The 24,106-nt window shown below is 72.1% G+C and carries 25 protein-coding genes; 9 read left to right on the forward strand and 16 right to left on the reverse strand.

The features are described 5' to 3' along the window. The first annotated feature begins 33 nt into the window (after nt 1–33). Both ACQP0U_RS29770 and ACQP0U_RS29775 read left to right on the forward strand, forming a co-directional pair. A complete protein-coding gene (locus ACQP0U_RS29770; protein WP_433313481.1) occupies nt 34–903 on the forward strand; it encodes a DUF5667 domain-containing protein in 870 nt (289 codons plus the stop codon). A 125-nt stretch (nt 904–1,028) separates the two neighbouring features. Further along, nucleotides 1,029–1,898: an HAD family hydrolase gene (locus ACQP0U_RS29775; RefSeq protein WP_433313484.1), complete on the forward strand. Its 870-nt coding sequence runs from the start codon at nt 1,029–1,031 to the stop codon at nt 1,896–1,898. Nucleotides 1,899–1,911: 13 nt separating this feature from the next. Here ACQP0U_RS29775 and ACQP0U_RS29780 read toward each other — a convergent pair whose 3' ends face one another. The 11 genes from ACQP0U_RS29780 to ACQP0U_RS29830 all read right to left on the reverse strand — a co-directional run bounded on the left by ACQP0U_RS29780 (nt 1,912) and on the right by ACQP0U_RS29830 (nt 12,353). Continuing rightward, nucleotides 1,912–2,793: a lysophospholipid acyltransferase family protein gene (locus tag ACQP0U_RS29780; protein ID WP_112670362.1), complete on the reverse strand. Its 882-nt coding sequence runs from the start codon at nt 2,791–2,793 to the stop codon at nt 1,912–1,914. 241 nt (nt 2,794–3,034) lie between these two features. Then, the gene (locus tag ACQP0U_RS29785) at nt 3,035–4,111 is read right to left on the reverse strand and encodes an NAD-dependent epimerase/dehydratase family protein (RefSeq protein ID WP_433313487.1); all 1,077 of its coding nucleotides are present in this window, start codon (nt 4,109–4,111) and stop codon (nt 3,035–3,037) included. 122 nt (nt 4,112–4,233) lie between these two features. Further along, nucleotides 4,234–4,335 (reverse strand): 30S ribosomal protein bS22, encoded by a 102-nt coding sequence (locus ACQP0U_RS29790; protein ID WP_007465623.1) that lies wholly within the window; start codon nt 4,333–4,335, stop codon nt 4,234–4,236. Nucleotides 4,336–4,605: 270 nt separating this feature from the next. Continuing rightward, the gene (locus tag ACQP0U_RS29795) at nt 4,606–4,815 is read right to left on the reverse strand and encodes a helix-turn-helix domain-containing protein (protein ID WP_007465625.1); all 210 of its coding nucleotides are present in this window, start codon (nt 4,813–4,815) and stop codon (nt 4,606–4,608) included. 212 nt (nt 4,816–5,027) lie between these two features. Next, nucleotides 5,028–6,212 carry an ABC transporter permease gene (locus tag ACQP0U_RS29800; protein WP_238684530.1) on the reverse strand — a complete coding sequence of 395 codons (1,185 nt, stop codon included), beginning with the start codon at nt 6,210–6,212 and terminating at the stop codon, nt 5,028–5,030. Next, nucleotides 6,209–7,168 carry an ABC transporter ATP-binding protein gene (locus tag ACQP0U_RS29805; RefSeq protein WP_433313490.1) on the reverse strand — a complete coding sequence of 320 codons (960 nt, stop codon included), beginning with the start codon at nt 7,166–7,168 and terminating at the stop codon, nt 6,209–6,211. Before ACQP0U_RS29805 ends, ACQP0U_RS29800 begins: the two co-directional genes overlap by 4 nt. Next, the gene (locus ACQP0U_RS29810; RefSeq protein WP_433313493.1) at nt 7,165–8,556 is read right to left on the reverse strand and encodes an efflux RND transporter periplasmic adaptor subunit; all 1,392 of its coding nucleotides are present in this window, start codon (nt 8,554–8,556) and stop codon (nt 7,165–7,167) included. Before ACQP0U_RS29810 ends, ACQP0U_RS29805 begins: the two co-directional genes overlap by 4 nt. A 43-nt stretch (nt 8,557–8,599) precedes the next feature. Beyond that, nucleotides 8,600–9,889, reverse strand: coding sequence for a hypothetical protein (locus ACQP0U_RS29815; protein ID WP_433313495.1), 1,290 nt, complete (start codon nt 9,887–9,889; stop codon nt 8,600–8,602). Between the two features lie 68 nt (nt 9,890–9,957). After that, nucleotides 9,958–10,533, reverse strand: a complete 576-nt coding sequence (locus ACQP0U_RS29820) for a TetR/AcrR family transcriptional regulator (RefSeq protein ID WP_433313497.1) — start codon at nt 10,531–10,533, stop codon at nt 9,958–9,960. Continuing rightward, nucleotides 10,526–11,326: an alpha/beta fold hydrolase gene (locus tag ACQP0U_RS29825; protein WP_433313500.1), complete on the reverse strand. Its 801-nt coding sequence runs from the start codon at nt 11,324–11,326 to the stop codon at nt 10,526–10,528. Before ACQP0U_RS29825 ends, ACQP0U_RS29820 begins: the two co-directional genes overlap by 8 nt. A gap of 106 nt (nt 11,327–11,432) precedes the next feature. Beyond that, a complete protein-coding gene (locus ACQP0U_RS29830; RefSeq protein ID WP_433313502.1) occupies nt 11,433–12,353 on the reverse strand; it encodes a proline dehydrogenase family protein in 921 nt (306 codons plus the stop codon). Nucleotides 12,354–12,459: 106 nt separating this feature from the next. On the opposite strand from ACQP0U_RS29830, the gene ACQP0U_RS29835 reads away from it, so the two are divergent. From ACQP0U_RS29835 to ACQP0U_RS29845, 3 genes are read left to right on the forward strand one after another with little or no spacing between them, the layout of a single operon-like run. Beyond that, nucleotides 12,460–12,732, forward strand: coding sequence for a hypothetical protein (locus tag ACQP0U_RS29835; protein WP_433313504.1), 273 nt, complete (start codon nt 12,460–12,462; stop codon nt 12,730–12,732). Between the two features lies 1 nt (nt 12,733). Then, nucleotides 12,734–13,900: a glutathionylspermidine synthase family protein gene (locus tag ACQP0U_RS29840; RefSeq protein ID WP_433313507.1), complete on the forward strand. Its 1,167-nt coding sequence runs from the start codon at nt 12,734–12,736 to the stop codon at nt 13,898–13,900. 18 nt (nt 13,901–13,918) lie between these two features. After that, a complete protein-coding gene (locus ACQP0U_RS29845) occupies nt 13,919–14,506 on the forward strand; it encodes a CGNR zinc finger domain-containing protein (protein ID WP_433313510.1) in 588 nt (195 codons plus the stop codon). A 30-nt stretch (nt 14,507–14,536) separates the two neighbouring features. On the opposite strand, the gene ACQP0U_RS29850 is transcribed toward ACQP0U_RS29845, so the two are convergent. Beyond that, a complete protein-coding gene (locus ACQP0U_RS29850; RefSeq protein ID WP_091402756.1) occupies nt 14,537–15,343 on the reverse strand; it encodes a sugar phosphate isomerase/epimerase family protein in 807 nt (268 codons plus the stop codon). Between the two features lie 75 nt (nt 15,344–15,418). Further along, nucleotides 15,419–16,363, reverse strand: coding sequence for a Ppx/GppA phosphatase family protein (locus ACQP0U_RS29855; RefSeq protein WP_433313513.1), 945 nt, complete (start codon nt 16,361–16,363; stop codon nt 15,419–15,421). A gap of 80 nt (nt 16,364–16,443) precedes the next feature. On the opposite strand from ACQP0U_RS29855, the gene ACQP0U_RS29860 reads away from it, so the two are divergent. Beyond that, entirely contained in the window at nt 16,444–17,241 is a 798-nt protein-coding gene (locus ACQP0U_RS29860) for a hypothetical protein (protein ID WP_433271483.1), read from the forward strand. 340 nt (nt 17,242–17,581) lie between these two features. Here the strand turns inward: ACQP0U_RS29860 and ACQP0U_RS29865 are convergent, their stop codons facing one another. Together ACQP0U_RS29865 and ACQP0U_RS29870 are read right to left on the reverse strand one after the other, a co-directional pair. Beyond that, on the reverse strand, nt 17,582–18,265 hold the full coding sequence (locus ACQP0U_RS29865) for a response regulator transcription factor (protein ID WP_030329696.1): 684 nt from the start codon (nt 18,263–18,265) through the stop codon (nt 17,582–17,584). A gap of 24 nt (nt 18,266–18,289) precedes the next feature. Beyond that, complete coding sequence (locus ACQP0U_RS29870; protein ID WP_433313516.1) at nt 18,290–19,573, reverse strand: sensor histidine kinase; 1,284 nt, start codon at nt 19,571–19,573, stop codon at nt 18,290–18,292. A 204-nt stretch (nt 19,574–19,777) separates the two neighbouring features. On the opposite strand from ACQP0U_RS29870, the gene phoU reads away from it, so the two are divergent. Continuing rightward, nucleotides 19,778–20,431 (forward strand): phosphate signaling complex protein PhoU, encoded by a 654-nt coding sequence (gene phoU / locus ACQP0U_RS29875; protein WP_433313519.1) that lies wholly within the window; start codon nt 19,778–19,780, stop codon nt 20,429–20,431. A gap of 67 nt (nt 20,432–20,498) precedes the next feature. Here phoU and ACQP0U_RS29880 read toward each other — a convergent pair whose 3' ends face one another. Next, on the reverse strand, nt 20,499–21,266 hold the full coding sequence (locus ACQP0U_RS29880; RefSeq protein WP_124817985.1) for a phosphoglyceromutase: 768 nt from the start codon (nt 21,264–21,266) through the stop codon (nt 20,499–20,501). A 152-nt stretch (nt 21,267–21,418) separates the two neighbouring features. On the opposite strand from ACQP0U_RS29880, the gene ACQP0U_RS29885 reads away from it, so the two are divergent. Both ACQP0U_RS29885 and ACQP0U_RS29890 read left to right on the forward strand, forming a co-directional pair. After that, entirely contained in the window at nt 21,419–22,699 is a 1,281-nt protein-coding gene (locus tag ACQP0U_RS29885) for an MDR family MFS transporter (protein WP_433313522.1), read from the forward strand. A 74-nt stretch (nt 22,700–22,773) separates the two neighbouring features. Then, complete coding sequence (locus ACQP0U_RS29890) at nt 22,774–24,069, forward strand: MFS transporter (RefSeq protein WP_433313525.1); 1,296 nt, start codon at nt 22,774–22,776, stop codon at nt 24,067–24,069. Nucleotides 24,070–24,106: the final 37 nt, after the last annotated feature.

Genomic DNA, 24,106 nt, shown 5'->3' on the forward strand with positions numbered 1-24,106 from the left:
ACCGGCCGTGACCAGCGAGAGGAGGTGCCTGCGGTGGACAACACCCTCTTCTCCCGCCGGCGCGCGGAGCGCTTCGCGCAGCTTCTCGACGAGGCCAACGGCGCTCGGCGACACCACGTGCGGTCCCGTGTGGACGGTCAACTCGCACCGCTCGTCGCAGTGGGTCAGCGGCTCAGCGTCGACCCCCCGGCTGTCGAGGTGGACCAGGACTTCCGTACCGGCCTGCGGGCGATGCTGCTCGCAACCGCCGAGCGGGAAGGGCTGGGCACCACACCGGCGGCGGTCAGCGAGCCGGCAGCCACGACCACCCGCGGGCGGCTACTGCCGGCGGTCACCGCCCGGCGGGCCCGAGCCCGGGGCGCGATCCTGATCGGCATCGCCGCCGGGGCCATCGCCGTCTCCGGGATCTCCGCCGCCAGCGAGAACGCGGTGCCCGGTGACGCGCTGTACGGGATGAAGCGCTCGACCGAACGGGCTCAACTCGCCCTGGCCAGCTCCGACATCAGCCGAGGTCAGCTCTTCCTGGACTTCGCCCGGACCAGAGTTGGCGAAGCCGCCAAGCTGCGCGGTGACCGGATCGGCTACAGCGCGGTCCTCGACGACATGGACGCCGACAGCCGGCAGGGAGTTCGCCTGTTGACCTCGGCCGCCGTGCAGCGGGCCGAGCCGGGCAGCCTGGACACCCTCAACACCTTCGTGACGAGCCAGCGCCGGGCCGTACGCGGTCTGCTCGACGGGAGCACCCGCGTCGACCGGGAACGGACCCAGCGGTCGCTGCTGCTGCTGGACAGCATCCGGGAACGCTCGGACGACCTGCGGGCGGCGATCGCCTGCGGCCTGCCGGCACCGACCGCCAGCGACGCGCTCGGCCCGAACCCGAGCGCCTGCCCCGGCGCTCGCTGACCCGGCCCCTATACCGCACGTCCGACCGGCCGCGCCACAGTTCGTTGTGTGCCCGGCCGGTCGACCGTCTGCGGCGGATACCCTCGCGAGGGAGCATCAGTCGTACCGGTGAGGAAGGGAATCGCGTGGCGCGTAGCCGTAAGGTGACGGTCAGCACCGACGCCGAGGGGCACACCGCAGCCTGGGCGGAGACCGACCTGGCCCCGGTCAGCGCACCCGACCCGACCGCCGCGGCGTTCTTCGACGTGGACAACACGATGATGCAGGGCGCGTCGATCTACTGGTTCGCGCGTGGGCTCGCCTCCCGGAACTACGTGACCACCGCTGACCTGGCCCGATTCGCCTGGCAGCAGCTCCGCTTCCGGCTGCTGGCCCGGGAGCACGCCGGTGACATGTCGCTGGCCAAGGAGGCGGCGCTGGCCTTCGTCGAGGGCTGGCGGGTCAACGAGGTCGAGCATCTCGCCGAGGAGATCTTCGACGAGATGATGGCCCCCCGGATCTGGGCCGGCACCCACCAGCTCGCGCAGCGTCACCTGGACGCCGGTCAGCGGGTCTGGCTGGTCAGCGCCGCCCCCGTCGAGATCGGCCGGGTGATCGCCGCCCGGCTGGGCCTGACCGGTGCCATCGGCACGGTGGCCGAGGTGGTGGACGGGGCGTACACCGGGCGGTTGGTGGGTGACCTGATGCACGGGCCGGCCAAGGCCGAGGCGGTCACCCAGCTCGCCGCCGTGGAAGGGCTCGACCTGGCCCGCTGCGCGGCCTACAGCGACTCGGCGAACGACCTGCCGCTGCTCTGCGCGGTGGGCCGGGCGGTGGCCGTGAACCCGGACGGCGCTCTGCTGCGGCAGGCCCGCCAGCACGGCTGGGAGGTGCGGGACTTTCGCAGTGGCCGGCGAGCGGTCAAGATCGCCGTACCGTCGACCGCTGCGGCCGGGCTGGTCGCCGGCGCGGTCACCGCCGGCCTGGCCCTGCAGCGCCGCCGACGCGCCGGCTGAGGGACCTGCTCGTCTAGGGGCCGAACGGGTCGGGCCGTCGCTCCAGCAGCGTGTGCAGCGTCTGCTGGATGGTCTCCCGCACCTGGTCGGCGAGGTTGAAGACCACGAGCGGGTCGTCCGCCGAGTCGGTCAGGTGTGCGGTGGGGATCGGCGGGCAGAACTCGATGAGCCACTTGCTGGGCAACGGCACCATGCCCAGCGGGCCGAGCAGCGGGAACGTCGGCGTGACCGGGAAGTAGGGCAGCTTGAGCAGCCGCGCCAGGGGCTTGATGTCGGCGAGCATCGGGTAGATCTCCTCGCCGCCGACGATAGCGACGGGCACGATCGGGGTGCCGGTGCGCAGCGCCGCCGAGACGAACCCGCCCCGCCCGAAGCGTTGCAGCTTGTAGCGGTCGGCGTAGAGCTTGCCGATGCCCTTGAAGCCCTCGGGGAACACGCCGACCAGATCGCCGCCGCCGAGCAGCCGCTCGGCGTCCGGGTTGCAGGCCACCGTGCCACCGGTCTTGCGGGCCAGCTCGGAGACCACAGGCATCCGGAAGACCAGGTCGGCGCCGAGCAGCCGCAGGTAGCGGTGGGCGGGATGCTTGTCGTGCAGCGCCGCCGAGAGGATCAGGGCGTCCAGTGCGACAGTCCCGGAGTGGTTGCCGACCACCAGGGCGGGCCCGTCCACGGGCACGTGCTCCACCCCGCTGACCTCGGTGCGGAACCAGTCCCGGTAGAGCAGCCGCAGCAGCGGGTGGAAGACCGCGTCGGTCAGCTCCGAGTCGAAGCCGAACTCGTCCACCTCGTAGTCGCCGGAGAGCCGTCGGCGGAGGAACGCCAACCCGTTCGCGACCTTGCGGTCCCAGTGGTCACCGGGCCGGTCCGACACGGCCGGCTCGGTGCCACCCGGCATCCCGACGTCGACCTGGTCGGCCGGGGTCGGGGTGGGCGTCGCGGTCGGGGTCGGCGTCGGCGCGACAGGCGCGGTCGGGCGATGTCCGTTGCGCCGGGCCGGCTCCGCGTCCGGCGCGGGCACCTGCTCAGGTACGTCGAAACGCCCGACCGACTGCGGGTCGCGCCCCTCCTCCGGCCCGCTCACAGCGTCACCTGGGTTCGCGACTGCGGGGCTCGCAAGACCGGCTCACTCCTCGCGCTCACGACGTCCGGTCCCGTACCGCTGAACGGACCTGCCGGATGCCGTCCAGGACGAGTTGCTCGGCAGCGGCCAGCTGATCCCGCGTGACCACCACACCACCGTGATGGGCCCGGATGAAGTCCTCGAAGGCCTCGGCCGTCGACCGGGGTGTGAAGCCGTACTCCTGCTCGAGCCGGCTGGTGTCGACCACGCGGCCGTGCACGAAGAGGTCGACCTGGTCCAGGCCGTAGCGGCCGAAGCCCATGGTGCGGGCCAGCGCGGCGGCCCCGGAGAGACCCGGCTCCAGCACCGGCACGGCCACCCGGCCGGCGCGCCTGATCGCCTGGGACAGCGACAGCACCCCCGGGCCGGCGACGTTGTACGTGCCGGGATGGTCCTCCACGATCGACAGGTGCAGGACCTCCAACGCGTCGTCGAAGTGCAGGAACTGCAGGCGGGGGTCACGGCCGAAGACTGTCGGCACGAACGGCTGCGAGAAGTAGCGGGTCAACGTGGTGTCGGCGGTCGAGCCGATGAACGGGGCGAAGCGCAGCACCGTGGCGGTGACGTCGGACCGGCGGCGACGGAAGCCGCGGACGTACCCCTCGAGGTCGAGGATGTCGCGGCCGAAACCGCCGCGCGGCACCTCGCGGGGCTCGGTCTCCTCGGTGAAGACCGCCGGATCCCGGAACGACACCCCGTACGCGGCGGTCGACGACCGGACCACGAGCTTGCGCAACCGGGGTGCCCGCTGGCAGGCGGCGAGCATCTGCATGCTGCCGATGACGTTCTGGTCCTTCATCCCGGACCGGCCACCATGCTGCGGGTCGGGTGACGTGACCAGCGCGAGGTGCACCACCGCGTCGACATCCAGGTCGGCGAGGAGGCCACCGAGGGAACCGCTGTCGACGCGGATCCGTTCGACCCGGTCCAGCAGGTCGGGGAACTCGGTGCCGGAGTCCGGTGCGTCGACCCCGATGACCCGTTCGATGCGCGGGTCGGCGGCCAGTCGGGCCGCCACGTGGGCACCCAGGTAACGACCCACTCCGGTGACGACGACGACCCCCGGAGCACCTGAGGTGCCACCGGGGGTCATCTGACACACCTACCCCGGCAGGATGGACCGAGCCGGGACGACCACGGCCTGATCACCTGAGCCTCCGGAGGTCGACAGTTTGGCAAGTGATGCCGAACGCCGGGCGCTGAGCCCGGCGGCGATCACTTGCCGAGACGGCGACGCTGGACGCGGGTCTTGCGCAGCAGCTTGCGGTGCTTCTTCTTAGCCATGCGCTTACGGCGCTTCTTGACCACCGAGCCCATACGACAGCCTTTCGATACAACGTGCGGGGCGGACCGGATGACACCACGCAGGTGGCGACGGCGACCGCTTGCGGACAACGGACCGGACCAGTCTGGGCGGCGGGGCGCACCGGTGGGGTCTCGGTCGGGCTCCAGGGTAGCCGCAGGGCGTCAGCCGGACCAACGCGCCCCCGTCGCGGCACTCGACGGCGCGCGACTGCGGGGCCCGAAAGCTCACTCCGCACGCCCACCGATGCCTGTCAACCGGCGATCGGAGGGCCAGACGGTGGCTCAGGCGGTCTCCTGAAAAGCACCCCGGAGATATTCGTGCACCGCATGCTCAGGCACCCGGAATGACCGGCCGACCCGGACGGCGGTGAGCTCACCGCTGTGCACCAGGCGATAGACAGTCATCTTTGACACCCGCATGACCGTCGCCACCTCCGCGACGGTCAGGAACTTGACCTCCGACAGCCGTCCGTCGGACTGTGACCCGGCCATGGCTCACCGACCCATCCCATGCCCGGCGCGTGCCAACCCGACGGATGCTCCGGGCCGGGCCGACGACGCGCGTGTTACCAGTACGGTAGCGGGGCGGTTGTGACCGGCGCGATCCCTTCCTGCAACTGATCATGTTTCGGTGGCCGGTTCACCCGATCCGTGCTCCCGGTATCCGCCCGTCCGCGTCCGCCGTCCGGTTGTTGCGCCGCTGCTCATTCGGTGCGCAACGCGACCACCGGGTCGAGACGGCCGGCGCGCTGCGCGGGGACCACCCCGAAGACGATGCCCACCACCGCCGACACGCCGAAGGCGAGCGCCAACGACCACCAGGTGATCGCGGCCGGGATCGGCGACAGCGCGTCGACGAGCAGGGCGGTGCCCACGCCCAGCGCCATGCCGGTGAGCCCGCCGATCGTGGTGAGCAGCACCGCTTCCAGCAGGAACTGCACGCCGATGTCGCGGGGCCGCGCGCCGACCGCCTTCCGCAGCCCGATCTCCCGGGTCCGCTCCCGGACGCTGACCAGCATGATGTTGGAGACGCCGACGCCGCCGACGAGCAGCGAAATGCCGGCGATCGCCGCCAGCACCCCGGTGAGGACACCGAGGATGTCGCCGAGCACACCGAGGATCTGCTGCTGGGTGACCGCGCTGAACTCGGTGTCCGGGTGGCGGCGGTTCAGCTCGGCGACGATCCGTTCGCCCAGCTCGTCGATCCGCTCCCGGTCCGGCGCCTTCACCGCGATGCCGTCGACCCGCTGGGTGCCCCAGAGTCGCTGCGCGGCGGTCACCGGGACGTGCACCTCGTCGTCGCGGTCGACGCCGAGGCTCTGCCCGAGGGGTGTGAAGACACCGATCACCCGGAACCGCACCCCGGCCAGCGCCACCTGCTGGCCGAGCGGGTCCCGGTCGGGGAATAGCGCACGGGCGACCGAGTCGCCGAGCACCGCCACCCGCCGGCTGGTGTCCACGTCGGTGCCGGTGAGGTAGCGCCCCCGCGCCAGCGATCTGGTGAACACCGCCGGGGTCGTCTCCAGGACGCCCTGCACTGTGGTGAAGTCGGAACGGGCGCCGGCCCGTGCGGTCGCCCCGGAGGCGACGGTGACCGCCACCCGATCGGGGTCGCCGACCACCCGGGTCACCGCGTCCACGTCCTTCAGGGTCAACGGCGAGACGACAGGCGCGTTGCCCACCTCGATGCGGCCGGGCACGACGAGCAACAGGTTGGAGCCGAGGCCCTCGACCTGTTGCTCGACCTTCTGTTTGGTGCCGGTGCCGATGGCCACCAGCAGGACCACCGAGGCCACCCCGATGATCACCCCGAGCATGGTCAGCGCGCTGCGCAGCCGGTTGGCCCGCAGGGCGTCCAACGCCACCCGCCACGCCTCGGCGACCCTCACGGCGTACCTCCGGGCTGCTCGACCTCGCGCGGAAGGCGCCCGGTGGCTCCGGCGGCGCCACCGGAGCCACCGGACGGGTGCCCCGGGCCGCTTCCGGACGCGGACCGGGGCTCCGCGCTGGGAGCGGGGACCAGTGTCGCAGGTCGACCGTGATCAACGGATGGCGGTCGATCATGGGTGGAGCGCGGGTCGTCGGTGTCCGCGCTGGACGGGTGTGCGCTCGCGGCGCTGTCCGCCACCACCACTCCGTCGCGCATGGTGATCCGCCGCTGGGCCCGGGCCGCCACCTCCTGGTCGTGGGTGACCATCACCAGCGCCACCCCGGACTCCGCGTTCAACTGCTCCAACAGCTCCAGCACGGCGGCGCCGGTGACGCTGTCCAGGTTGCCAGTGGGTTCGTCGGCAAGCAGCACCGTCGGCTCGGTGACCAACGCGCGGGCGATCGCCACCCGCTGCTGCTCGCCGCCGGACATCTGGTTGGGCCGGTGGTCCAGCCGGTGCCCGAGGCCGACCCGGCCCAGCATCGCCGCCGCCCGCTCCCGCCGCTGCCGGGCCGACACCCCCCGGTAGACCAGCGGCAACGCCACGTTCTCCACGGCCGAGGTACGCGGCAGCAGGTGGAACGCCTGGAAGACGAAGCCGATCGTCTCGTTGCGCAGGGTCGCCATCTCCGGCGGGGCGAGGGCGTTGACGTCCCGCCCGCCGATCACCAGGCGGCCGCCGGTGGGCCGGTCCAGCCCACCGAGGAGGTGCATGAGGGTGGACTTGCCCGAGCCGGACGGACCGACCAGGGCCACGTAGTCCCCCGGCTGCACGGTGAGCGACACCCCGCGCAGCGCCTCCACCGACACCCCGTCGAGCTGGTACGTCCGGGACACGTTCACCGCCTCGATGGCCGGGACCCGCTCCCCTGCCGGCCGGTCGCCGCCCGGATCCGCCACGGCAGCTCCGGTCACCGGACTTCCTGGCCGTCGCGGACCTGGTCGGCGCCGCGCACCACGATCCGGTCGCCGGGCTGCACGCCGTTGAGGATCTGCACCAGGTCGGACCCCTGGACGCCCACTGTCACCGCCGCCCGGTCCGCCCTACCGTCCCGGACCACCCAGACCGCGTCCTTACCGTCGGCGGAGAACACCGCCGAGGCGGGGACGGTCACCGCGTCGACGGCCTCACGTACCCGCAGGTGCACGATCGCGTTCATGCCGGGGCGGGGCGTCGGAGCCGGCTCGTCCTCGGCCAGCTTCCCGGCGCCCAGCGCGAGGCGTACCCGATAGGTGACCCCGCCCTGTGCGGAGCTGGTGGGCAGCACGTCGACCGACCGGACGGTGGCGTCGTAGCTGGCGCCGGTGATGGCGTCCAACTCGACAGTGGCCGTCACGCCTGCCTTGACCAGCAGCACGTCGGTCTCGTCCACCTCGGCGAGCAGGCCCAGCTGCCCGGTGTCCACCACCGTCAGCACCGGCGTGCCGGCGGTGACCTGACCGCCGACCGCTACCGCGTCGTCCACGCCGGCCGGCGGCCCACCCTGGCCGGGGGCCAGTACGGACGGGTCGAGGCCGGCCGCCTGCGCGCCACCGGCCTGCTCCAACAGGCCGGCCAGACCGGCGTTCGCGCCACCGCCGGCCCGGGTGCCACCCGGCTGCACGACCCCGGCGATCGGGGCGCGCAGGGTGAGCGCGTCGACAGTCGCCTTCGCCAGGTCGTACGCCTGTTGCGCCTGGAGCCGCTGCGCGGCGGAGAGCGCGCCGACGGCGGAGCTCAACCCGTTGATTCCCCGCTGCACCGCGCGCACCGCCTGGTCGGCGCTGCGCGCGGCGGCCGTGTACTGGCGTTGCGCGGACGTCACCTGGGTCAGCAGCGCGTCCCGCAGCTGCGGGTCGGCGATCTTCTCGGCGGCCTTACGGGCCGCGTCGAACGCCTCGTCGGCCGCCTTGTCGGTGCCGCGCCGGCTGCTGGTCAGGCTGCCCGATCCGACGCCCCGGCCAGCGCGCTTCGCGGCGGTGAGCGCCTCCTTCGCCTGCCGGAGACGCTGTTGCGCGTTCGGCGCGTCGACCACGGCCAGCACCTGACCACGCTTGACCCGCTGTCCAGGCTGGACGCGCAGGCTCGCGAGGGTGCCGTCGGCGGGAGCGGTGAGGGTGGCGGCGGCGCGGGCCGTCACCGTGGCCGGAGCGTCGATCACCTCGGTGACCGGGTTGCGGACGGCCGACGCCAGCGCGAGGTCGGGATCATCGTCGCCGCAGGAGGCAGCGGTGGTGGCGGTGAGGACGACGACGGCGGTCAGGGCGATGAGCAGGCGGGGCCGCGTGGTGCTGGCGGGCCGTGACGACTGAGGGCGGCGCACCCATCGATGGTACGGCGCACCGCCGCACCACCCCCGAGCTGCGTCAGGAGGCGGTGGCGCGGACGTACGCCACGCACTCGTCGTGCAGCGTCGACCACTGCTCACCGAACGCCTTCTCGGAGGCCTCCTCGATGGTCCTGCGGTCGTGCACCACTGTCTTGAAGAAGCTGAGCAGTCGCAGCGGCCCGTACCTGTCGACGAGGTGCCGAATGGCCAGGTAGCCGATGCCGTAGCTGGCCGCGACCCGTTCGGCGGAGGCGTCGTCGGCGGGGTTGACGCCCTCCAACCTGCCGTCCCAGCCGCCCCGGACCATCTTGCGCACGTCGGCGATGCCCTCGTACCTGTCGACCGCCTGACCGCCCGCACCGGCGAACTCGGCCAGCCCCTCCACCAACCACCAGGTGGTCTTGCCCGGGTAGCCGCGCTCCGGCAACGACGCCGCGTGGGTCAGCTCGTGCCGGAGCAGGTCGTCCGCGCCACTGTTGGAGAGCCCGTCGGCGTTGAGCACCACCTCGTGGTGGCCGCCGCCCACTGTCACCGCGTAGCCGCCGGTCCACTCCGGGCGCTCCCCGCCGTACCAGCGCTGCCACTCGGCGCGCCCGGCGTAGAAGACCCGGTACCGGTCCGGCGGTGATCCGGTCACCGCGTACCCGTCGGCGACCTTCGCCGCCGCCTCGGCCTGCGCGAGCAGGCCGGGCAGTTTGCCGCGCAGCACCGGGGTGGTGGCCACGATGGTCCGCGCGCCGATGGCGACCACCAGGTCGCTGATCTCCCACGGTCGGGTGCCGGTCTCCACCGACCTGGATTCCTCCATGGCGACCATCAGGGGCTGGTCACCGTTCTCCCGCCACCGGGTGCCGATCAGCACCGGGCTGGGCCGGCAGTTCGGCGTGACGAAGCAGTACTGGAAGCGCACCAGCAGCCGCCACTCGCCGGGCTTGCCGATTATCGGTACGGGCAGACCACTCGGCTCGGCCCGCCAGCCGGTCACCTTGAGCTCGCGTAGTGCGGCGAAGCGTCGGCGCAGGTCCTTGTGGGCGGCGGGATCGGCGACGGCGAGGAACCCGGCGCGGTCGCCACCGAGGAGCGCCGCGGACTGCCTGTGGAGCTGGGCGGTGATCCGGTCGGACAGCCCACGGGCCACGGCGGTGGCCGGGTCGTCGGCCGTCGAGGCACCGACCCGGCTGACCGTGGGGCGCGCGCCTGTCTCCCGGATCACGCCGACGACGAGCGCCGCCGGCAGGCCGCAGCCCAGCAGCAGGACGACCACCACGAGCACCGTCCACAGCGGCCAGAGCCGCCGTGGTGCTGGCTGCTGCACCTCGTCAGTCACCCGCCGAAGGGTACGACCACTGGCTGGGTGCGGCGAGGCCGCCCCGGCTCGATCGCCGGGCCGCTCGCTCACCCGCCGGTGCTCGGCCAGGACCGGAACGAGATGTCCATGCTCGCGACCAACTGGTGGTACGAGCGGTCGACGTCGCGGGGCAGGCCGAAGCCGCCCGCGGCCTCCAGGGTCACGAAGCCGTGCAGGGCGCTGCGCAGCGCGCGGGTCGCGTCCACCGCGTCGTCGCCGGTGAGCCCGTACCCGCGCAGCACCGCGAAGATGGCGCCGACGGCACGGTCGCCCGCCTCGACGTGCCCCGGGTCGGCCGGGTCGGGCACCCGCTGCGTGGCCGGGTAGCGGCCGGGGTGCCGGTGGGCGTAGTCACGGTAGGCGTCCGCCATCGCCCGCAGCGCGTCGCCACCGGAGCGGCCGACGGCGGCGGTGGTCATCTCGGTGGCCAGCTCGGCGGTGGCCAGGGCGGCAAGCTTCTGGGCCAGGGCGTCCGCCCCCCGCACGTGCTTGTAGAGGCTGGGCAACGCGACCCCGAGCCGGCTGGCGAGCGCGGCGAGGGTGAGCTGTTGGAAGCCGACCTCGTCGGCCAGCCGGGCCGCCTCCCGTACGACGGTCTGCTGGTTGAGGCCGACCCTAGGCACCGGTGCACACCGCCAGGAAGCCGAGCAGCTCCTCGGCGGTGCGCTGCGGCTGGTCGGCGTGCGGGTAGTGGCCGGACTCCTCGATCATGCGGGCCTCGGCGGTGCCGAAGAGACGCCGGGCGGCCCGCGCCTCGGCTCCCGGGTCGGGGAAGTCCGGGTCCTTGGAGCCCATCAGCACCAACACCGGCTGCCGCACCTGCGGGGCGCGGGCGGTCCAGTGCGGCTCGGCCGGTGCGATCACGCCGCGCGTCGCGGCCATCCGGCCGGGCTCGCGCAGGTTGGCCACCATCGAGCGGCGGTACGCCGCGTCGTCGGCGGGCCGGTGCACCGGAAACAGGGTCTTGTGGAACATCCCGAAGAGTCTGGGGCTGTGCAGCACTGACCACATCGCCATCCGCAGCAGCGGGTTGAGCTTCGGCTGGCCGACGAACGCGCCGATCTGCACGATGCCGGTGACCAGCTCGGGCGCGTCGGTGGCGGCGAAGACCACCGCCGCTGCGGCGGACGAACTGCCGACCAGCACGGCCGGGCCGGCGTCGAGGTCGCGGACCACGGCCAGCAGGTCCGCGCCGACCTCGGCCGGGGCGTACGTGGGCCAGCCGGTGCTGGACTCGCCGTGCCCCCGGACGTCGACCGAGGCGACCCGGTGGCCGGCGGCCACCAGCAGGGGCGCGAGGTGCCGGAAGCTCGCCCTGTTCTCGCCCATGCCGTGCGCGAGGACGACAAGCGGCCCCTCGCCCTGCGCCTCGTACGCGATGTGTCCGCCGTCCCGCCGCACCTGGCTAGTTGTCATAGCCTTAAAGCTAAGGCACTTAGCCAAGCTTGGCAAGTCGGAAACACGAAACGGGCCGGCGGTGACCCGAGGGTCGCCCACCGGCCCGTCGGCCGAAGCGGAGAGGTTACTTCTTGGAGATCAGGGCACGGCCGAAGAAGACCAGGTTGGCGGGGCGCTCGGCGAGCCGACGCATCAGGTAGCCGTACCACTCGTCGCCGTACGGGACGTAGGTGCGCACGGTGTAGCCCTCGCCGACCAGCCGGGCCTGCTCCTCGGGGCGGATGCCGTAGAGCATCTGGAACTCGAAGCGCTCCGGCCCCCGGTCGAACCACCGGGCCCGGTCCTCACCGATGGCGATCATCCGGGGGTCGTGGGTGGCCAGCATCGGGTACCCGTCGCCGGACATCAGGATGTTCATGCAGCGTACGTACGACTTGTCCACCTCACGGGCCGACTGGTACGCCACCGACTCCGGCTCCTTGTAGGCGCCCTTGCACAGCCGCACCCGCGACCCGGCCGAGGAGAGCTCCCGGCAGTCCGACTCGGTCCGGCGCAGGTACGCCTGGAGCACCGCACCTGTCGACGGGAAGTCCTTGCGCAGCCGGCTCAGCACCTCCAGCGTCGAGTCAGTGGTGGTGTGGTCCTCCATGTCCAGGGTGACAGTGGTGCCCGCCGCGTCGGCCGCCGCGCAGATCGCCCGCGCGTTGTCGTACGCCAACTGCTCGTCGAACATCTGGCCGAGGGCGGAGAGCTTCACGCTCACCTCGGCGGCCGGGGTGAGCCCCGCGGCGGCGAGCATCTTCAGCAGTCTCAGGTATTCGTCCCGGGTGGCGGTGGCCTGCTCGGGGCGGACGGTGTCCTCACCGAGGTGGTCGAGGGTGACCGTGAGGCCGTCGTCGACGAGCGCGCGGGTCGCGCGCAACGCGTCGTCGGTGGCGGCGCCGGCGACGAACCGGCGTACGACGTCCCGGGTGTACGGGGCTGTCGCGACGAGCCGCTCGACCTGGGATGACCGGGAGGCGGCGAGGATGACGGAACGGAGCATGAGCCGAGCGTAACGCCCCTGCCAGGGCCCTCGCCGAGGGGCGGCCGGGCCACCTCGACCTGGGGGCGGGGCGGCGGCGGTGGCGTCGATCGGCTACAACGATGCCGTGGACCAACGCCCCCGCCGCCGGCTCCGGTCGGCCTCCGTGCAGCTCGGCGCGCTCACCGCTCTCGCGCTCGCCCTCTCCGGCTGCAACATGACCTCGGACGACGACGATGACGACGACTGCGCCCTCGGGCCGGTCGGCGGTGGCGAGACTGTCGCGCTGGCGATGCGGGTGAGCGACCCGTCCGCCGGTCGCGCCGCCCCCGAGCCGACCACCGCGGCCCTGCCCGAGCGGGGCGGATTCGGCACCCACCTCGCCGCCTGCGGCGGCTGACGTGCGCCGCGAGACGGTCACGCCACGCCCCGACTGGGACGCCACCATCCGGTCGCAGGGGCTGGTCTACGTCGACACCGAGCTGCCCGACGGCGGGATCATGTCGTACTGGGACGAGACCGCCGCGTACGCCTTCGACCTCGATGAGGTGCTGCGGCTGGAAGAGGCCACCGAGGAGTTGCACCGGATGTCGGTGGCCGCCGCCGAGCACGTGGTGGCGCAGCGCCGGTACGCCGAGTTCGGCATCCCGGAGTGGGCGGCCGAGGCGGTGGCCCGGTCGCTGCGGGAAGCGCCGCCGACCCTCTACGGGCGCTTCGACCTCGCGTACGACGGCACCTGGCCCCCGAAGATGCTGGAGTACAACGCGGACACCCCCACCGCGCTCGTCGAGGCGAGCATCATCCAGTGGTACTGGTTGGAGCAGACCCGGCCGGACCGGGACCAGTGGAACAGCCTGCACGAGCGGCTGGTCGGCGCGTGGGCCAAGATCGGCGCCGGGCTGCACGAGCCCCGGGTGCACGTGCTCTGGTCGAACGAGGAGGAGTCCGGCGAGGACCACATGACCGCCGGTTACCTCGCCGAGACCGCCCGGCAGGCCGGCCTGGACGTCGCGCTCCAGCCCATTCAGGAAATCGGCTGGGACGGTCGACGCTTCGTCGACGCCGACGACCGCCCGGTGACCACCTGCTTCAAGCTCTACCCCTGGGAGTGGATGGTGGCCGAGCCGTACGGGCCGGCGGCCCTGGCCCCCGGCACCCCGACCACCTGGATCGAGCCGGCCTGGAAACTGCTGCTCTCCAACAAGGCGCTGCTCGCGGTCCTCTGGGAGCTGTACCCCGGTCACGACTACCTGCTCCCCGCGTACCTCGACTCGCCGCGCGGCATGCCGGAGTACGTCGCCAAGCCACTGCTCGGCCGCGAGGGCGGATCGGTACGCATCGTCACCGCCGATGCGGAAATCACCAACCCGGGGATCTACGGCGACGAGGGCTGGTGCTACCAGGAGTTCCGGGCGCTGCCGCAGTTCGCCGGCAACCACACGGTGCTGGGCAGCTGGGTCGTCGACGGCGAATCGGCAGGCGTGGGCGTGCGGGAGAGCGCGAGTCTGATCACCGACGGCTACGCGCGGTTCCTGCCGCACTACATCGACGCGCCGCGCACCCCCTGAGTCGTCTACCGTTGGGGCGTGAACTTCGACGCGTACGCCCGGACCGGCGTTGACCTGGTCAACGCCCGCCTGGACGACCTCGACGACCTGCGGGCCCTCTTCCCCGACGACAACGCCTGGATGCGCGACGAGGTCGCGGACCGGGACGTCGCCATCTTCCGCCGGGCGCAGAAACGGTTGCGCGACGTCTTCGAGTACGGCACCTCGGGGCGGGACGCCCAGGCGGTCACCGAGCTGAACGCGCTGCTTGAGGCGTTCCCGGTGCAGCCGCGCATCTCCGGGCACGACTCCAGCGACTGGCACATGCACGTGACGAGCCGGGGTGCCTCGGTCAGCGCCGAATACCTGGCCGGCGCGGTCTGGGGGCTGTCGGTCTGGCTCTGCGAGTACGGCAGCGCCCGGTTCGGGGTCTGCGCCGACGAGCGGTGCGGCAACGTCTACCTGGACACGTCGTCCAACTGCTGCCGGCGGTTCTGCTCGGAGCGCTGCGCGACCCGCTCGCACGTCGCGGCGCACCGGGCCCGCAAGCGGGCGGCGGTCGGCGAGCAGGTGACGGTCGCCCCGCAGCCGACCTCCGCCACCGACTCGCTCTCACCGGTCAGCTGACGCCGCCACCGCCCCGGCGTGGGCGGCGGCTCAGGCGTCGACGGGTGACGACGCGGTCAGATGCTGGCGGGCGAACTCCAGCGCGGCGCGCAGGTCCGCCTCGCGCACCGCGCGGCTCTTCGCGCCCCGGGTGGCGACCTCCACCGCCACCGCCCCGGTGAAACCCCTGCCGGCCAGCGAGGAGAGCAGCTCCCCGCAGGGCTGGGTGCCGCGCCCGGGCACCAGGTGCTCGTCGCGGCCCTCGCCGGTGCCGTCACCGAGGTGCACGTGCGCCAGCCCGGCGCCCATCCGGTCGGCCATCTCCAGCGGGTCGCTGTGCGAGGCGGCGCAGTGCGACAGATCCAGGGTGTACGACGGGTAGCCGGCGTCGGTGGGATCCCAGCCGGGCACGTACGGGACGAACTGCCGACCAGCCATCCGCACCGGATACATGTTCTCCACCGCGAAGCGCAGCCCGGTGAACCGGTCCGCGACGGTGGCCAGACCCTCGGCGAAGTTGCGCGCGTAGTCGCGCTGCCAGGTGAACGGTGGGTGCACCACGACGGTCGGCGCCCCAAGGGTCTCGGCCAGCTCGGCGGCCTTGCGCAGGCGCTCCCACGGGTCCGGGCTCCACACCCGCTGGGTGACCAGCAGGCAGGGCGCGTGCACCGAGAGGACCGGCACGTCGTAGTGCGTGGAGAGGCCGCGCAGCGCGCCCGCGTCCTGGCTGACCACGTCGGTCCAGACCATCACCTCGACGCCGTCGTAGCCGAGCGCCGCGGCCAGTTGGAACGCCGCCGCTGTCGGCTCGGGGAAGACTGACGAGCTGGACAGGAGCACGGGAACGCGGGAAGTCACATCAGCCAGCGTAGCCCGGCAGCGCCGGGGGCATCGTGACGAGCGCCGGCAAACCGACCGAAAACGACCGCCGGGTCAGATCGGTTCGAGTTGATCGAGCCGGCGGAGGATGACGCCCTCCCGCAGCGCCCACGGGCAGATGTCCAGCGAGTCCAGGTCCAGGCGGCGCATCACCGCCTCGGCGACCACGGCACCGGCCAGCAACTGGTGGGCCCGGCCCGTGCTGACCCCCTCCAGCTCCATCAACTGTGCCGGTGGGATGTGCCGGATGAAGCCGATGACCTGCCGCAGGCCGGCCCGGGTGAGGCTGCGTCGCGCCCACAGTCCGGCACCGGACGGGGCCGCCCCGGCCAGCCGGGCCAGGGTGCGGAACGTCTTCGACGTGGCCACCGTCCGGTCCCAGCCGACCTGGGTGATCTGGTCGACGACCTTGTCCAGCCGGCCGTCCACGTACTCCCGGAGCTTCTCGACGGCCTCCATCGACGGCGGTGCCGCGCTCGCCGGGTCAATCCGCAGCCGCTCCCGGGTCAGCCGACCGGCACCGAGCGGGAGGGAGACCGCGACGTCCGGGTCCTCGTCGATGCCGGCGGCGATCTCCAACGAGCCGCCACCGATGTCCAGCACCAGCAGCCGGCCCGCCGACCAGCCGAACCACCGCCGTACGGCCAGGAACGTCGACCGCGCCTCGTCCGCCCCGGAGAGCACCGCCAGGCGTACGCCTGTCTCGTCCCGGACCCGGGCCAGCACCTCGGCCGCGTTGGTGGCGTCGCGCACCGCGGACGTGGCGAACGCGATCAGGTCGTCGGCCTCCAGCCCGGCGGCCGCCGCCTTGGCCATGCCGACCGCCTTGACCAGGCCGTCCGCGCCCGCCTCGGTCAGCGCGCCGTCGGGGCCGATCTGCTCGGCCAGCCGGAGCACCACCTTCTCGGAGTGCGCCGGCCACGGGTGCGCGCCGTGGTGCGCGTCCACCACAAGGAGGTGCACCGTGTTGGATCCGACGTCGAGGACACCCAGTCGCATGATGAAGACCCTAGGCGCAACACGTTTGCGCGGCTCACCGGCCTGCGGACGACACCGCGCGTACGCTGGGCCGGGTGACGATGGAGCTCCGTGTGCTGGTGGACGACCCGGGTGACCCGCGCAGCCGCGAGGTGCCTCTGGACTTCCCTCGGGAGTGGATCGAGTTCACCGACCCGGCCGACGAGACGCACCTGATCCGGGCCGACCTGACCTGGTTGCTCTCCCGCTGGACCTGCATCTTCGGCAAGGGCTGCCACGGCATCATCGCCGGCCGGGCCGCCGACGGTTGCTGCTCGCACGGGGCGTTCTTCACCGACTCGGACGACGAGAAGCGGGTCCGCAACGCCGTCCGGCGGCTCACCCCGTCGACCTGGCAGCACTTCCGGCGCGGGTTCAAGAACTGGACCGACGAGGACACCATCGACGGCAAGAACCCGGCCCGCCGCACCGCCACCCAGGGCGCCGACGGTCCGTGCGTCTTCCTCAACGACGCCGACTTCGCCGGCGGGGGCGGCTGCGCGCTGCACGCCCAGGCACTGCGCGACGGGGTGCACCCATTGGAGTACAAGCCGGACGTCTGCTGGCAGCTGCCGATCCGCCGAGATCAGGACTGGGTGAAGCGGCCGGACAACAGCAAGGTGCTGGTCTCCACGCTGTCCGAGTTCGACAGGCGGGGCTGGGGAGCCGGCGGGCACGACCTGGACTGGTGGTGCACCTCCTCGACGGACGCGCACGTCGGCACCGAGCCGATGTACCTGTCGTACGGGCCGGAGCTGACCGCCCTGATCGGCGCGGCCGCGTACGAGCGGCTGGCCGAGCTGTGCGCGACCAGGACGAAGCAGGGCATGATCGCCCCGCACCCCGCCGACGAGGTCTAGCGGTCTCGACCGTCGGCGGCCTCCCGGGCGAGGAGCCGGGCGTCGGGTGCGACGCCTTTGGAGCTGACTCGTTTACGACATCGGCTCCACGACACCGGCTCCACGACACCGGCTCAGCGACGCCGGCTCCACGACGCCGGCTCCACGACACCGGCTCAGCGACGCCGGCTCCACGGCACCGGCGGCTGACTCGTCTGTGACATCAGCTCCAAAGGACCGCACCAACGGACTCGCACCCCCCGGCGCACAGGTGGCTCAGCTCTCGGAACTGGCTCGCTGGGCAGGCGCGGACAGGCCGAAGGGGGCCTGCGTCGAGCGCAGACCCCTTCGGGTACGCCGATCACGGCTCGAACTTGTAGCCCAGACCCCGGACGGTCACGATGAAGCGCGGCGCGGACGGCTCCGGCTCGATCTTGGAGCGCAGCCGCTTGACGTGCACGTCGAGCGTCTTGGTGTCACCGACATAGTCGGCACCCCAGACCCGGTCGATGAGCTGGCCGCGGGTGAGCACCCGGCCCGCGTTGCGCAGCAGCAGCTCCAACAGTTCGAATTCCTTCAGCGGCAACTGCACGGCCCCGCCGTCGACGGTCACCACGTGCCGCTCGATGTCCATCCGCACCGGCCCGGCGGCCAACGTCGGCGCACCCGCCTCGGCCACCTCCGGGCTCTGCCGGCGCAGCACCGCCCGGATCCGGGCGACCAGTTCCCGCGGCGAGTACGGCTTCGTGACGTAGTCGTCGGCGCCAATCTCCAGCCCGACCACCTTGTCGATCTCGCTGTCGCGGGCGGTGACCATGATGATCGGCACGGCGGAGCGCTGCCGCAACTGCCGGCAGACCTCGGTCCCCGACATCTCGGGCAACATCAGGTCGAGCAGCACGATGTCGGCGCCGGTCCGGTCGAACTCGGTGAGGGCGTCGGTGCCGGTCGCGGCGACCGAAACCTCAAAGCCCTCCTTACGGAGCATGTACGACAAGGCGTCGGAGAACGACTCCTCGTCCTCGACCACGAGAACGCGGCTCAACGGGGATTTCCTTTCCATTTGCTGTCAGACCTGCCGTAGCCCAGTCGGACCGGACTCGATCCCAACCGGCGGCAGTGTCGCCAGTAGGTCGTCCGGTGGACTGGCGGGCAGCCGGAGGGTGAACGTCGATCCACCACCAAGAGTGCTCGACACCTCGACCCGTCCGCCATGGTTGCTCGCAATGTGTTTCACGATTGCCAGACCGAGCCCGGTGCCGCCGGTGGCACGCGAGCGGGCCTGGTCGGCCCGGTAGAACCGCTCGAAGATCCGGTCCACGTCGGTGGGGGCGATACCGATGCCCTGGTCGGCGACGGCGACCTCGACGTGCTCGTCGTCGCCCCGCAGGGTCACCTGCACAGTGGTGTCCTCGCCCGAGTAGTTGATGGCGTTCTCCACCAGGTTCGCCACAGCCGTGGCGAGTTGGGAGTCGCTGCCGTACGCCGTGAGGCCACGCTCACCGTCCACGGCCACCACGACACCCCGGGCGGAGGCGGTGGTCCGGGTCCGGTCGACCACCTCGGCGATCACCCAGTCCAGTGCGACCGGCTCCGGTGGCGGCTGCGGCTCAGCCCCCTGCAACCGGGTCAGTTCCAGCAACTCCTGCACCAGCCGACCCAGCCGGGTCGACTCGTGCTGGATCCGTTCGGCGAACCGGCGGGCGGCCACCAGGTCCTCGGAGAGGTCGGGCGCTGCGGCGTCAGCCGGCTCGGTCGCGTCCAGCAACGCCTCGGCGAGCAGTTGCAGGGCGCCGATCGGTGTCTTCAGCTCGTGGCTCACGTTGGCCACGAAGTCGCGTCGTACCCGGGTCAGCCGGTGCGACTCGGTCACGTCGACCGCCTCGACCGCGATGAAGCCGTTGCCGAGACCCATCGCCCGCAGGTGCACGCCGAGCGGGTTCTCCCCCGCGCTGTCGCGACCCCGGGGCAGGTCCAGCTCGATCTCGCGCCGCACGCCGGTGCGTCGCACCTGGCCGGCAAGGGTACGGATCAGCGGGTGCGCGGCGATTGAGCCGGGGGTGCTGCCGGTACGCAGCAGCCCCATCGCACGGGCGGCCGGGTTGATCAACACGGGGACGTCGTCGTTGTCCAGTACCACGACACCGGCCCGGAGTGAGTCGATCGTCCGGCGGCCGAGCCCGGCCTGCTGCTCGTCGCCTATCGCGGGCCTCCCCCTGCTCCAGCGGAAGCTGACGCTCCCCGTCGGCGTGGAGCGATCGTCCCGCCTCGGCAGGAACCGGGGCAGCAACAAGCCGGCGGCCATCCCGGCCACCAACGCCACGGCCACCACGACCGCCACCGCCCACTCCACCCGGCGATCGTAGGGTCATTGTTAACCTGGCTACCACACAGACCGGGACGAACTACCCTCACTTACGGAAGTGTTCACCCCCACGTCTGGCGTCGTTCACCGTCGTTCATCCGGGATCCGTCCGCGCGCCCTACCGTTGGCGTCGCACCTGCTCAACCCCCTGCGCCGGCACCCGTCGGCGGCGACCGACCACAGGACGTGATGATGCGCGACGAGTTCCGGGCCGACCTCCAGATCGTCAGCCAACTGCTGGTGGACATGGCGGAGGGCGTCCGCGCCGCCATGCGCCAGGCCACCCGGGCCCTGCTCACCGCCGACCGGCAGGCCGCCGAGACGGTCATCGAGCGGGACGCCGAGATCGACGACCTCTACCGGCACGTCGAGGAGCGGGTCTGTGACCTGCTCGCCCGACAGGCGCCGGTCGCCTCCGACCTCCGGGCCATGATCACCGCGCTGCACGTGGCCGCTGATCTGGAGCGGATGGGCGACCTGGCCGAGCACGTGGCGAAGACCGCGCTGCGCCGGCACCCCTCCCCCGCCGTCCCGGCCGAGCTGCGGACGGTCTTCACCGAGATGTCCGAGATCGCCGACCGGATGGCTGTGAAGATCGGTTCGGTGCTGGCGAAGCCCGACGCCGACCTCGCCGGCGAACTGGACCGCGACGACGACGCCATGGACGAGCTGCACAAGAACCTGTTCGCGGTGCTGCTCGGCGACGACTGGCCGTACGGGGTGGAGACGGCGATCGACGCCACCCTGCTGGGCCGCTTCTACGAGCGCTTCGCCGACCACGCTGTCAACGCCGGCGAGCACGTGATCTTCCTGATCACCGGGGAGAGCGCGCCCAGCAGCAACTGACTCGCACGACGAAAGGGGCCCCTCGCCATCGCTCTCCGCGACGACGAGGGGCCCCTTTTGGTCAGGCTCAGCGCCCCTGGTTGGCCACCGCCGCGGCGGCCGCCTTCGCAGCGGTCGGGTCGAGGTAGGTGCCGCCCAACGTGAGCGGGCGCAGCTGCGGGTCGAGGTCGTAGCGCAGCGGGATGCCGGTCGGGATGTTCAGCTTGGCGATCGCCTCGTCGGAGATCTGGTCGAGGTGCTTGACGAGGGCGCGGAGCGAGTTGCCGTGCGCGGCCACCAGCACCGTCCGGCCGGCCAGGATGTCCGGCACGATCGAGTCGTACCAGTAGGGCAGCATCCGGTCGACGACGTCCTTGAGGCACTCGGTGCGCGGCATCAGCTCGGTCGGCAGCAGCGCGTAGCGGGGGTCACCCACCTGCGACCACTCGTCGTTGTCGTCGATCGGCGGCGGCGGCGTGTCGTACGACCGGCGCCAGAGCATGAACTGCTCCTCGCCGTACTCGTCGAGGGTCTGCTTCTTGTCCTTGCCCTGCAGGGCACCGTAGTGCCGCTCGTTGAGCCGCCACGACCGGCGCACGGCGATCCAGTGCCGGTCGGCGGCGTTGAGCGCCAGCTCGGCGGTGCGGATCGCACGGCGCATCACGCTGGTGTGCACGACGTCCGGCAGCAGGCTGTGCTCGCGCATCAGCTCTCCGCCGCGCCTCGCCTCGCCCTCGCCCTTCTCGGTCAGGTCGACGTCCACCCAACCGGTGAAGAGGTTCTTGGCATTCCAGTCGCTCTCACCGTGTCGCAGCAGGACCAGCGTCCCGACGGTGGGCCCTTCGCTCGCAGTCATGCGGATCATCCTGCCTCAACCGCCGGGCGGACACGCGGGCAGCCGTCGTGACGACCACCACGTGAAAAAGCGGATGACCAGGAGATCCGGCCGCCACTAGGGTTGTAAGGCACGCCAGTCACATCGGTCATTACTTGCAAGCGGGGCGCCATATGCGGACGATGCGGAGTTGGTTCCGGGATACCACCGGCGGCCTACCGACCACCTTCTGGTACCTCTGGTCGGGCACGCTGATCAACCGGCTCGGCTCGTTCGTCCTCGTCTTCCTCGCCATCTACCTGACCCAGGAACGTGGCTTCTCGGCCTCGCAGGCCGGCCTGGTGATCGGCCTCTGGGGCGTCGGCGGGGCGTTCGGCACGACCGCCGGAGGCACCCTCGCCGACCGGTGGGGTCGCCGACCGACGCTGCTCACCGCCCACGTGGGCGCGGCGGCCATGATGCTCGGGCTCGGGCTCGCCCGGGACCTCTGGGCGGTGGCGCTGGGCGCGCTGCTACTCGGCATGTTCGCCGAGGCGGCCCGGCCCGCGTTCGGGGCGATGATGATCGACGTGGTGCCGGCGAAGGACCGGCTGCGCGCCTTCTCGCTCAACTACTGGGCGATCAACCTGGGCTTCGCCTGCGCCGCCGTCCTCGCCGGGCTCGCCGCACAGGCCGACTACCTGCTGCTGTTCGTGGTCGACGCGGCCACCATGCTGATCACCGCGCTGATCATCTTCAGCAAGGTGCCGGAGACCCGACAGGCCGGCCCCGCCACCGCCGCCACGGCGAAGGCGGTCCCGCTCGGCGCCCTGCGCACGATCCTCACCGACCGGGTCTACCTCGGCTTCGTGGCACTCAACCTGTTCGCCGCGCTGGTGTTCCTCCAGCACATCTCGATGCTGCCGATCGCGATGGGCGACGACGGTCTGAGCCCGGCCACCTACGGCTCGGTGATCGCGCTCAACGGCATCCTCATCGTGGTCGGCCAGCTCTTCGTACCCCGTCTGATCCGGGGTCGGAGCCGCTCGCACGTGCTCGCGCTGGCCTCGGTGGTGATGGGCGTGGGGTTCGGGCTGACCGCGTTCGCCGGCACCGCCTGGTTCTACGGGCTGACAGTGCTGATCTGGACGGTCGGCGAGATGTTGAACTCGCCCTCCAACTCCACGCTGATCGCCGAGCTGTCCCCGGCCGAGCTGCGCGGTCGCTACCAGGGCGTGTTCTCCCTCTCCTGGCAGATCGCCGGGGCCAGCGCGCCGATCCTCGGTGGCCTGGTGCGCGAGCATGCCGGCAACGACACCCTCTGGTACGGCTGCGCCGCGCTCGGCCTCCTGACCGCGGTGGCCCACCTGGTGTCCGGGCCGGCTCGCGAGCGGCGTGCGGCTGCGCTGCGCCGCTCCGGTGAGGCGCTGGCACCTGTCACCGCCACCCGGGCGCCGCAGCCCGCCGAGGCGTAATGACTGGCGCGCCGGTGCCGGAGTTCCTACTGTGCAGTCGAAACAGTTAACAATCTGAACTGTCGGGAGGTCGGGTGCACGCCCTGCGGCGCTGGTGGCACGACACCGCAGGCGGACTCCCCGCCACCTTCTGGTATCTGTGGGCCGGCCTGCTGATCAACCGGGCCGGCGCGTTCGCCATGCTGTTCCTCTCGCTCTACCTCACCGACGTACGCGGCGCGAGCGAAGGGCTGGCCGGCACCGTGGTCGGCGCGTACGGGGCCGGCGGGGCGGCCGGCGTGCTGCTCGGCGGGGTGCTCGCCGACCGGTGGGGCCGCCGGGCAACCCTGCTCGCCGCGCACCTGGCCACCGTCGTCCTGATGGTGGCGCTCGCCTTCACCCGACCCCTGCTGCTGATCGCGCTGCTCTCCGCGCTGATCGGCGTGGTCCACTCGATGCCCAGCCCGGCGTTCGTCGCGGCGATCGTCGACGTGGTGCCCGCCGAACGCCGCTCGCGGGCGTTCAACCTTCAGTTCTGGGCGTTCAACCTGGGCATGGCTGTCGCCTCGCTGCTCGCCGGGGTCCTGGCCGAGGCGAGCTTCACGGCGCTGTTCCTGGTCGACGCGGGTGCCACGCTGACCGCCGCCGCCGTGATCGGCTGGAAGGTACCCGAGACCCTGCGGCTGGCCCGGCCCGCGGGCGGCCTCCCGCCCGCCACCCACGCGGCGCCGACATCCGTCCGGGTCCGCCGACCGGGACTGCACACCGCGCTCACCGACCGCACCTTCCTGATCTTCGTCGGCCTCACCTTCGTGCTGGCCGTACTCACCATGCAGACGTCGACGATCATGCCGCTGGCCATGCGCGCGGACGGCCTGGGCCCATCGGCGTACGGGCTGGTGGTCGCGCTCGGCGGCGCGCTGATCGTGATCGGGCAGTTGTTCGTGCCCCGGCTGATCGACAGGCACCGCAAGGACGTCGTGCTGGCCGCCTCCACGGCGTTGCTCGCGCTCGGCTTCGGGGCGCTCGCCATCGCCGACGACATGGCCATCTACCTGGGTGCCGCTGTGGTCTGGACGGTCGGCTCGATGCTCGCCGCCCCGCCGAACGCGCAGATCAACGCGGACCTGGCACCACCGCAGCTACGAGCGCGCTACCAGTCGGTCTTCTACCTGACGTTCCCGGCCGCCGCGTTCGTCGCGCCCACCCTCGGCGGGGTGAGCCTCCAGCACCTCGGCGACCGGCACTGGCTGATCGTGGCCGGACTGGGCCTGCTGGCCGCTCTCGGGCACCTGCTCGCCGGACCACCCCGGGAGCGGCACGTCGCCGCGCTGCGCCGGGTCGCCGACCTGGAGCCGAAAACCCCCGCAGACCGCGTACCGACCGGGTAACCGACGCAAAGCGCCCACCACGTCCCTGAGGTCGTGG

Source organism: Micromonospora sp. CA-269861 (assembly GCF_050948505.1).
Taxonomy (GTDB): Bacteria; Actinomycetota; Actinomycetes; order Mycobacteriales; family Micromonosporaceae; genus Micromonospora.